This window comes from Amphritea balenae, from assembly GCF_003858655.1.
In the GTDB taxonomy this organism is placed as follows: domain Bacteria; phylum Pseudomonadota; class Gammaproteobacteria; order Pseudomonadales; family Balneatricaceae; genus Amphritea; species Amphritea balenae.
This window is the reverse complement of the sequence record NZ_RQXV01000020.1, coordinates 21437-31619: the sequence shown is the minus strand read 5'-3', so window position 1 is coordinate 31619 and position 10183 is coordinate 21437. Positions and strand designations below refer to the sequence as shown.

At 42.6% G+C, this 10183-nt stretch carries 6 protein-coding genes; 4 read left to right on the top strand and 2 right to left on the bottom strand.

Annotation, left to right across the window (positions count from 1 at the left end; translation table 11 throughout):
* From EHS89_RS20960 to EHS89_RS20950, 3 genes are all read left to right on the top strand, one after another.
* Window positions 1–926 (top strand): glycosyltransferase family 2 protein (locus EHS89_RS20960; RefSeq protein ID WP_124928124.1); only part of this gene is annotated, 926 nt, incomplete at its 5' end.
* Complete coding sequence (locus EHS89_RS20955) at window positions 923–2782, top strand: FkbM family methyltransferase (protein WP_124928123.1); 1860 nt, start codon at window positions 923–925, stop codon at window positions 2780–2782. The genes EHS89_RS20960 and EHS89_RS20955, both read left to right, overlap by 4 nt.
* Window positions 2783–2972: 190 nt before the next feature.
* Window positions 2973–3845: a sulfotransferase family 2 domain-containing protein gene (locus EHS89_RS20950; RefSeq protein ID WP_170167565.1), complete on the top strand. Its 873-nt coding sequence runs from the start codon at window positions 2973–2975 to the stop codon at window positions 3843–3845.
* 645 nt (window positions 3846–4490) lie between these two features.
* Here EHS89_RS20950 and rnr read toward each other — a convergent pair.
* Together rnr and EHS89_RS20940 are read right to left on the bottom strand one after the other, a co-directional pair.
* Window positions 4491–6839: a ribonuclease R gene (gene rnr, locus EHS89_RS20945; protein WP_124928121.1), complete on the bottom strand. Its 2349-nt coding sequence runs from the start codon at window positions 6837–6839 to the stop codon at window positions 4491–4493.
* A 1067-nt stretch (window positions 6840–7906) separates the two neighbouring features.
* A complete protein-coding gene (locus EHS89_RS20940; protein WP_124928120.1) occupies window positions 7907–8578 on the bottom strand; it encodes a hypothetical protein in 672 nt (223 codons plus the stop codon).
* Between the two features lie 262 nt (window positions 8579–8840).
* On the opposite strand from EHS89_RS20940, the gene EHS89_RS20935 reads away from it, so the two are divergent.
* Entirely contained in the window at window positions 8841–9821 is a 981-nt protein-coding gene (locus EHS89_RS20935; protein WP_211340391.1) for a UDP-glucuronic acid decarboxylase family protein, read from the top strand.
* Window positions 9822–10183 lie beyond the last annotated feature (362 nt).

Genomic DNA, 10183 nt, shown 5'->3' with positions numbered 1-10183 from the left:
AATTAATCCGTCAGTCTGTAGATTCTGTATTAAATCAAACTTTTGAGAGTCTTGAACTGATCATTGTTGATGATGGTTCAGCTCAACATACAAAAGAGATTCTCAGTTCAATAAATGATCCACGCGTTAAGATTATACCCCAGGCTAATGATGGTTTATCTTCTGCGCGAAATCGGGGAATGCAACACGCACAAGGAGACTATATCTGTTTTCTGGATGCTGATGATACCCGCTCTCCCTGGGCGTTTGCCGAGGTCGCCAGGGTAATTGATGAAACTCAGGCCGAGTTGGTTTTGGTGAGGGGGGCAATATCCAGAGGACGGACTTTGATTGAGCCTTTTTTAGATGAAAAGCAGGCCGAAGGGTATGACGCTGAAGTAGGAGAATTTGGCGAAATGAGCCTTGCTGATCGAAAGGCCTGGGCTACAAGTTTTGAGCCTCAATCGGCTAATAAGTTTATTTCCCGTACTTTGATTGAGCGGGGAAAGATTGTTTTTCCTAATGATCATTTTTTTGAAGATATCTTTTTTCATACTATGGTGATAGCTCACGCAAACTCGCTGGAGTTGATTGATTCAAGAAGTTTTACATATTTTCAAAGACAATTACGACCTCAGCTTACTGCATCAAACACACAGGTACGATTTGATATTATTGGTACGGCAAGAGTTACATTTCAGCTTTTTGAAGCGCACCAGGATTTTATTAATGTCCGACAGAGAGGGGCGTTGATGATAGGGGCGTTGCGATTACTCCGCTGGTGTGAAGAGTCTTTGCCCTTGTATCACCGAGATGCATATCGTGTTGCTTTGAGGCGGCTATTGAGGGGGCTTGACCCTAAGTTTTTTGTGATTAGTTCTGATACACCAGATCCACACAATCTTCGGCATCCGCTGATCCGTTATGCGAAGGAGTTGCTTGCATGATTAGTTTAATTAAGTCTTTGAAAGTTAGTCAGGCAAAACGTGTCAACCCGCTACAGCGTCACTCATACAAAGCATTCGGAGAAAGTATAGATCTGGAAGTAGCGTGTGATTCTTCAGTATCTGATCGGGAAATATCTGATATACGTAAGCTATATGAACCCTTTTTTGCGTCCAGGGCTCTGCCTAAATCGGGTTTATGTCTAGATACCGGTGCCGGCGAAGGCTGGTTCGCTATCCCTTTTGCGCTTTGCTTTTCTAAGTGGCAGGTAGTCTGCTTTGAACCAGAAAAGGACGTTTTTGATCGTTTATCAGAAAACGTGAAGCGGTATGGCCTGACGAATATTGTGTGTATAAATGCCGCGCTTCATCCAGATCTGAAAGCTTCTCCCTTAGCCGTAAGGGATAAAAGTGAGTGTTCAATACCAAGTGGCTTGATAAAAGCGCTAGAGGATACTCAGCCGGCTTTATTTCACCGGCTGGATGCGTTGGGCCTGTTTGCACCGCTTATGCCTGGACATAAGAAAGGTGAAGATATGCTTACTTTGCCCGCATTGCCTTTAAGTATACTTTCGGCCCTCTCCCCTGATTTTGTGAAGATGACAGCGCCTGGCTGTGAAAAGGCTATAGCATTAGAGCTCAAAAATTGTCAGGTTGGTTATATTGCCGGTCGTCTGTACTCCTATGTATCGTCAAATGATTTTTATCCTGAGTCTGAAGCGGGTATGAGGGAGTTTTACCTACTCAACGGAAAGCATGTTTTGCGCCGGGATTATGAAGATAGTTTCGATAACAGAAAGGCTGGTCTTGATGTAGTTGTAGCTATGTATAATACCTATGATTACATTGAAGAGTGTGTCGATAGTTTATTGGCCGATGGCAATCCGCATATTAATGTAATTGTGGTAGATGATGGGTCGACCGATGGTTGTGGGGAGTTTGTAGCTCAACGCTATACTGACAATTCCCGAGTCAGGTTGGTGCGAAAGGCGAATGGCGGTTGTGCGTCGGCCCGGAATTATGGACGAGAGTGTTCAAATGCTTCGCATATAGCTTTTATTGATGCCGATGATCGTGTCGATCCTGAAATGTTTACTGCATTGTTAGAAGTAGCTCGATATACGGGGGCTTTTGTCACAGAGGGTGAATTTAAGCTACTACATACTAAAAACGGCAGGGATGTGTTCACACCGAGTCATGAAATATTATCTTTTACAAAACCCGGTCGCCATGTGATTGGTGATTATGATTTCGACTGGATAAAGGGAGAGGATATTACTACCGCTCAGCCTACAATATGGCGGAGGGTGCATCGAAGAGATTTTCTGGATCGCCAGAACATCAGGTTTCCAGAGCATGTACGTGCTTTTGATGACCAGATATTTCAGTTACTGGTGGCGCATCACTGTATGGGGATTGCGCATGTCAGAGGGCATTCTTACCACTATAGACAGCATGATGCACAAGATATTAAACAGGGGGACGAGCGACACTTTTATAGTTTCAATATGTATCGCAACGTGTTTCAACGAGCGCTGGATGAAGGCTGGCCATCGGTAGAGCCTGTTATTGAGTCGTTACTTAATACTATAAAGTGGAGCTATGGCCAGCTGCGAGATGATCTGAAACCGATTTATTGTGAAGCTGCTACAGAGTTTCTGGCTACTGTGATGAAGGTTTATGGTGTCAAGATAAATAAGCAGCGTTTGCTGTCGACGGGTATTTCTGATCTGGATTTTTTAGTAGAGCATACGTTATATGATATGCGTAATGATCCGACAAATTATGGATTAATGCGTTTGGAAAGTTGGCGCTGGCAGCCTGAGTTTATAAAGATGATGAAGGTTGTTGAAAATTAAATTTGAACCTAAGAGTAAGGTGGATATCTTGCTCTTTAAGTTGAACGTTTAAATAGCTAAGGGTGCTATACCTTTTCTTTATGTTAAGGGTTGATAAGAAGTCATTAAAATATGTTTTTGTTAATGCTGTTTTTAATGCTGTTTTTAATGATGATTTAATGTAGAGCGAAACCGATAGATGGACGTGAGAATGATGAAGAATATTTTTTTTTCCAGGCATTATGGGCTTTGTTTTATATCTAACCCTAAAGTGGCCTGTAGTACTATAAAGCACTCATTATTAGATGGGTGTTATGAAGGGAATGTACATGACAGTGCCTCTTTTGAACTGCCAAAAGATAGTGATACCCCTCTTTTTGCTTTAACTAGAAATCCATTTAGTAGGGCCCTGTCTGGTTATAAAAATAAAGTTGGACCTAATCAGGATGATAATGTTTGGGTTCCTTTTTGTGAAAAATATAAGTTGGATTCAAATAAAGGAATTTCATTTTTAGATTTTTTAAAGGTTCTTTCCAGCGATAAAAATGTTTCGGAAATTGATGAGCACTTTAGACCTCAGTATCTCAATTTACATAGAGATCATATTAAGCCGGAGTTCATTGGTAGAATAGAGCGGATGGTTGATGTAGTGAGTTTCTTAAGTGAATATGGAGTGTCTTTTGAGACTCAATCTGCACATAAGACAAATGCTAGTCTCATTTATAAAGATATTATAACCGAAGAGGAGGCAGAATTGATTGTTAATATCTACTCTGCTGATTTTGAAGAATATGGCTATAGTAAAGATGTAAAATCTGATTTTATTCCGGAATCTATAAGGCAGACACAAGAAACATCGATCTATTATAAGGCGTTTGCTATTACTAATTTATTTGACTTGAGTGTGGATGAGTTGAGATCGTTGGCAATTAGTAAAGAGTCAGGTAATTCTGAAGCTAGCTTTAATTTGATGTACCAAGCTTTTCTTAAACGGCCACATGGACCTCTTATTAATAAAAAAATGAGTCGATTTTCTAAGCTGAATCCTGAATGGAAAAAGCTGTACGATATTGAAAATGAATAGCCCTAATTGTATTTTTGGTTGTCTAATTGTTTTGGGAGGAGTTGTTGTAGCATTATTTGACACATGGGGTCGAGATCGTAACGAAGAGAAAGCTCTCGACTCACTGGTGACTTAGTATCACGAGAGTAACTAGTTAATATTTTTTGTAGAGACTTATAATTATATGTATAACTAATTAGAGGAGTAATTTGTTTTTTAATTTTTTTAGTGTTTCTGGAGAGCTTATTTATAAAGCAATAAATTTCTTTCTGGATGTGATTGATTGTGTTTAAGATCTGGTATGAATCAGATTTTTTGGGCTTAATTTTCTAGCCTCAACTCTTTGTTGAGGCTGGCTCTGTAGAGGGTACAAGTTGCTCGATTATATAAATTATCTCCAATTCTAGCAGGGAAAATGGATTAGCTATCTGCCTTGCAGTTTAGCGCAGCAGATTAGACAACCCACGAATAAGTCCGAAGCACCTCTGTCTTTCAGGGGAGCTCGAGATCAAAATAGTGATTACAGGTATGCTGGTTGCCTGTCGTAAATCGCTAGCGTAGAGATCGTAATGCTCTGAAAGCCGGATAGGGGTGCTTTACATCAGCAGAGAAAGCTCCGGACTTACATGCAGGTTCCTTAGCTAAATGAAATGATCGACTGATCTGTTACCGCTGATATTTACCCGTCCTTTGATGTTTTCTACCTTTTCGTCCGCGGGACTTGGGTGAGCTTTCATCTGTCTTGTAGGCTAGTTCAAATTCAATCTTACGTTGCTCCATATCAACCCGCACTACACGGATATCTATAGCATCACCGATACTAAAGCTGGCACCTGAGCGTTCGCCAACCAGGCGCTGTTGTGCCGCATCAAACTGAAAATAATCATTGTTCAGGGCGGTAACATGCACCAGGCCTTCGACCTGAGTATCATCCAACTCAATAAACAGACCGAAATTAGTGACGCTACTGATTACGCCGCTGAAAATATCACCGACATGATCCTGCATATATTCGCATTTGAGCCAGGCTTCAACGTCCCAGCCTGCTTTATCGGCACGGCGGGATACCAGGGAGCAGTGGTCCGCCAGATTTTTCATTTTAGCCAGGTCATAAGGGTAACTTTTGCCTGCCTCAAGTGGCGTGGCGCTTTTCACCCGGTGTACCGGGTCTGAACCGATGCCGGTAACTTTCTTCAGCACACGATGTAATGTCCCGCCACTCTCATTGCTGCGAATAACCGAGCGGATTGCCCGGTGAACCAGCAGGTCAGGGTAGCGTCGGATCGGTGAAGTAAAGTGAGCATAGGCGGGATAAGCCAGGCCGAAGTGGCCCTGATTATCGGAACTGTATTCCGCCTGGCTTAGTGAGCGTAGCATCATAGTACGGATAATCTGAGCATCGTTGCGTTCGCCAATGCTGCGTAGCAAGCGATCATAATCTGCAGGTGTCGGCTTATCGCCGCCGGTCAGATTCAAGCCTCGTTCACTTAGGAACTCTCGTAAATTGGATAGCTTCTTATCTGCCGGACCATCATGCACCCGATACAATGCGGGCATCTCCAGCTTTTCCAAAAACTGAGCGGTGGCAACGTTGGCACACAGCATGAACTCTTCGATCATCTTGTGGGCATCGTTACGCACCACTGGGACTATCTGATCGATTTTCCGGTCTTCAGTAAATTTAAACTGTACTTCCTGTTTTTCGAAATCAATTGATCCACGTTTTGTACGAGCCTTTCTTAAGGCGGCGTAGAGATGATGCAGGGAGTGGATATGTGGAACGACTTTGGCGTGTTCCTGCGCAACGCTCTTACCCAGACCAGACTCTGGAGAGGAGAGTAAAGCGCCGACCTGGTTATAGGTCAGGCGTGCGTGCGAGTGAATGATACCCTCGGAGAATTTATAAGCGGTCATTTTGCCCGCACGATTGATCGCCATTTCACAAACCATCACCAGTCGATCAACATGGGGGTTAAGTGAGCATAAGCCATTAGACAGGGCTTCCGGTAACATTGGTACTACGTGGCCAGGGAAGTATACCGAGGTACCTCGTTCTTCGGCTTCCTGATCCAGTGCACTATCAGGTAAGACATAATGGGATACATCGGCAATAGCGACATATAAACGCCAGCCACCGGATTTTCTCTTTTCGCAGTACACGGCATCATCAAAGTCCCGCGCATCTTCGCCATCAATGGTGACAAAAGGCAGTTTTCTTAGATCGGCACGGTGTTGTTTGTCAGCCTTATTGACCTCATCGCCCATGTTTGCCGCTTCATTGAGTGCGGTTTGAGGCCATTTGTGCGGAATATCATGATTACGAATCGCAACATCGATCTCCATTCCAGGCGCCATCGAGTCGCCGAGAAGTTCGATAACCCGGCCTGCAGCATTAAAGCGGTTGCAGGGATACTCAGTGATCTCTACGGTGACATACTGTCCCGCTTGCGCACCTTGAAGCTGATCATCGTCAATATCTATCTCATTGCGAATACGGCTGTTTTCAGACTGAAGAAAGTAGTCTCCCTCTTCATGCCTTAAGCGGCCAACGATCTCTGTAGTATTCTGTTCCAGAATATTAACGATGCGGCCTTCCTGGCGACCCCGGCGATCAACGCCACTGACCCGGACCTGGACGCGGTCACCATCAAAGACTTTAAGCATCTGGCTATTATGCAGATAAAGATCATCGCCAGGGCCATCCTGTGCGAGAAAGCCAAAGCCCTCTGGGTGTCCGATAACGCGTCCTTCAATCAGGTCTTCTGCACGTAGTAAGCTATAGCCGTTACGGGGATCGAAATTAAGCTGTCCATCCCGTTCCATTGCCCGTAGACGGCGTCTCAGAGCTTCTTTTTCGTCACTGTCGGATAGTTCTAGCAGCTGGCCTAATTGTTCACGGTCCAGTGTTTTACCGGGCTCATCGAGCAACCCCATAATGAATTCCCGACCGGGAATAGGATTACTGTATTTTTCATAATCTGCAGCGTTAATTGCCGTTTGTGAAGCTTTACTCATATATCTCTCAAATAAAACAGTCTGCTACTTTGCCCTGATAATTAATTGAGCATCACTTAAGAATTGCTCTGTTACAGAGGGTGCTACGCAGGCTGTGATCACTCAGTTTGTTGAGTGAATAAAATTCGGTTGGTATTCAGTAGGGTGGATGGCAGTTGGAGGACTGCGGGTTAGCACCCGATAGGAACACCATAAGTGTCATTTAGATTCTTTTATAATGCAGTTGTATGACATTAATATTTCACTGTCGCACAATATTCTGAGTGCGGTAACTGCGATAAGAATTCTTAACCTGCCAGCGAATTTTCAGGCGGGCAGGTGTGAGCAGCATTTGTGACTGGATTAATAACATCACGGTCATTTGTTGCTCCGGTCATTTCTTGTTATGTTTCAGCGCTGCAGGTTGGATCTGTGCTTGCAGAGCTATAAAGAAATGATCGTATCAGCGAAAAATAAGACTGGAATTTAAAACGGAAGGACGAGAATACAAAGTGTAATACAACGACAACAAGTGGTTAAAAAATAGACTTTTTCTAAGCTGTTGCACACTATATAGAGTTACTGTGCTTTGTCAATGAATGGTCTTTGTTATGGCTGCTTAGTATATGCTTTTGAAAGTGTTTTATTGTTATTGAAAAGAAAAATCCGGGTTGGCTGTATACAAGATAAAACAGACGGTAATGAATACCTCGGTGAATAACGAAATAACTTCGTTAAGGTTCAGCGAAAGGGAGGTGCTGAAAACAGCTATTGTCAGCGTGACGAGCGCAGGCAGAGATTAAATAATTCGGGTCTTTGTGTAGGTATTAAGCTGACTTTCTAAGTGAGACTGTCTAAATACGAAACGACTACGGATAACTCAGAGCGTGGTCGGGGCAGTAGACCGTATACCGAGCCTTTTTGGTAGGTGGTAAGTTCAAAAAGTTCAGTATCAGTATGTAGAAAAAATCTGGGGTTTTTGTATGTAGGATTAAGCAAGCAGTGGCAGTTTCCCCGCTTGACCCTGATACAGGGGGCAAGTTTTGACTTAGTCATAAACCAGTTCACCTAATCTAATGAATAGAGGGTTACTTAGGTAGCACTTTCAAAATTAAGGATTTTAAGCTGGGTTTTTTCTTTTTTCTCAGTATGTTATGCCGCTCAATATTCTTAATGGGATGATAGATGAACCCGGTATTGATGAGTTTTTCCTTCCAGTTCCTACGCCATACAACGGTAATTAGCTCCAGTGGGCTGCTGTACTTTAAATTATAGCTTTTCGCTATCGTTGGGAAAAGAGCTTCCAGGAAAAACAATGTCTTATTATCGCTGGCGTATTTTTTAATATGGGTGAGTAGCGATTGAGATAATCTGGTAGCGCATACCATAGACATAAAATAAGGCGGTTCAAGGTTAATTTCAGTAACTTTCCAGTGGGGCCATGATCGACACTCACTTCTTTTTTTACAGTCAGCTGCAAGAATATCGCTATCGGGGTATTTTTTATCGATATTCTGTATGGTTTCTTCAGAGTTAAAAAAAACATCATCTTCGATAAACCACACATAAGGGTGTTTTCTTTCGTGTGTGGAGAAGTAGTAAAGAGCCTTTTCCCAGCCTGTTACATTTTTTTTCATTAAGTAGTTAACATTTATAAAACCACTTTCTTCGCATTCTTCATTGTTAATCTGTATGAATCTGATATTGGGGTAGGTGCAGCTATAGGTTTCTGAATAATTCTCGCAGTTATCATCAATCACTACATAGATGTCATACTTTTTGAAGTTGTTCAGGAAATCAAGCCAGATAGTATTAGGCTTGAATGTGATAAGACAAATGCATCTTCTTTTCATGGTAGGTGAGTTCGTGTTGTATGAGTTTTTACGAAAAGCAAGGGAGTGTCTGTTTGTGTATAAATGTTTGTTTTTCTTGTAAAAATCTGTGTATGGTTGTTAGCCTAACGTCATTCTCTGATAAATGCTAATTAAGTTTGTAATTCTTGTTTGGATATCTCTGTTCACTATGATCAAAAACACTATAAGGAAAAAAATCCTTGTGACCGGTGGGGCTGGTTTTTTGGGATCTCATTTGTGCGATAGGCTACTGTCTGAAGGTCATGATGTTCTATGCGTAGATAACTTATATACCGGAACGAAGGATAATATAAAACATCTCATTGCCAACCCATTCTTTGAACTGATGCGCCACGATGTAACTACGCCTCTCTATGTTGAGGTAGATGAGATTTACAACCTGGCTTGTCCTGCTTCTCCTATTCACTATCAGTATGATCCGGTACAAACGACCAAGACCTGTGTCCATGGCTCGATAAATATGTTGGGCCTTGCGAAGCGTTTGAATGCCCGGATTTTTCAGGCTTCAACCAGTGAGGTTTATGGTGATCCTAAAGCCCATCCCCAGAGTGAGACTTATTGGGGGCATGTTAATCCTATAGGATCTCGTTCCTGTTATGACGAGGGGAAACGATGTGCTGAAACACTATTTTTTGATTATCACCGGCAACATGATTTAGATATTAAAGTAGCTCGTATATTCAATACCTATGGACCGAGGATGCACCCTAATGATGGGCGAGTAGTTTCAAATTTCATAGTGCAGGCCCTGCATAATCAGCCAATTACAGTATATGGCTCAGGCAATCAGACACGGTCCTTTTGCTATGTAGGTGATCTCATCGAGTCATTTATACGGATGATGGAGACTGATTCCGGTTTTACTGGTCCTGTGAATCTTGGAAATCCCCAGGAATTTTCTATTCTAGAGCTTGCTGAGAAGGTAATCGAGATGACTGGATCTTCATCAAGGGTGGAGTTTAAGTCTTTACCGCAGGATGACCCTGTTCAACGACAGCCAGATATTAGCTTGGCTAGAAATACGTTGGATTGGGAGCCGGTTACTACACTAGAACAAGGACTGGAAAAGACTATTCAGTATTTTCATGAACTTTTGATTTCCAGCGAAGGGTCCGAAAGTGTGGGTTGATTGAAGCATTAAAGTCTTCAGTGGAAGGGGGTTAATAGAAGAAAAGTAAGAAAAATTCCGGGGTAACTGTATACAAGATAAAACAGACGGTAATGAATACCCCGGTGAATAACGAAATAACTTCGTTAAGGTTCAGCGAAGGGGAAGTGCTGAAAACAGGTGTTGCCAACGCGATGGGCGTAGACAGAGAATAAATAATTCGGGTGTTTGAGCGGGTATTTAGCTGACTTTCTAAGCGAGACTTTCTAACTACGAAACGACTACGGATGACTCAGAGAAGTGGTCGGGGCAGCAGGATTTGAACCTAAGACCCTATCTGAATTGTTCCCAAAGCAGATGCGCAATTCTTTTCGACTTTAAAG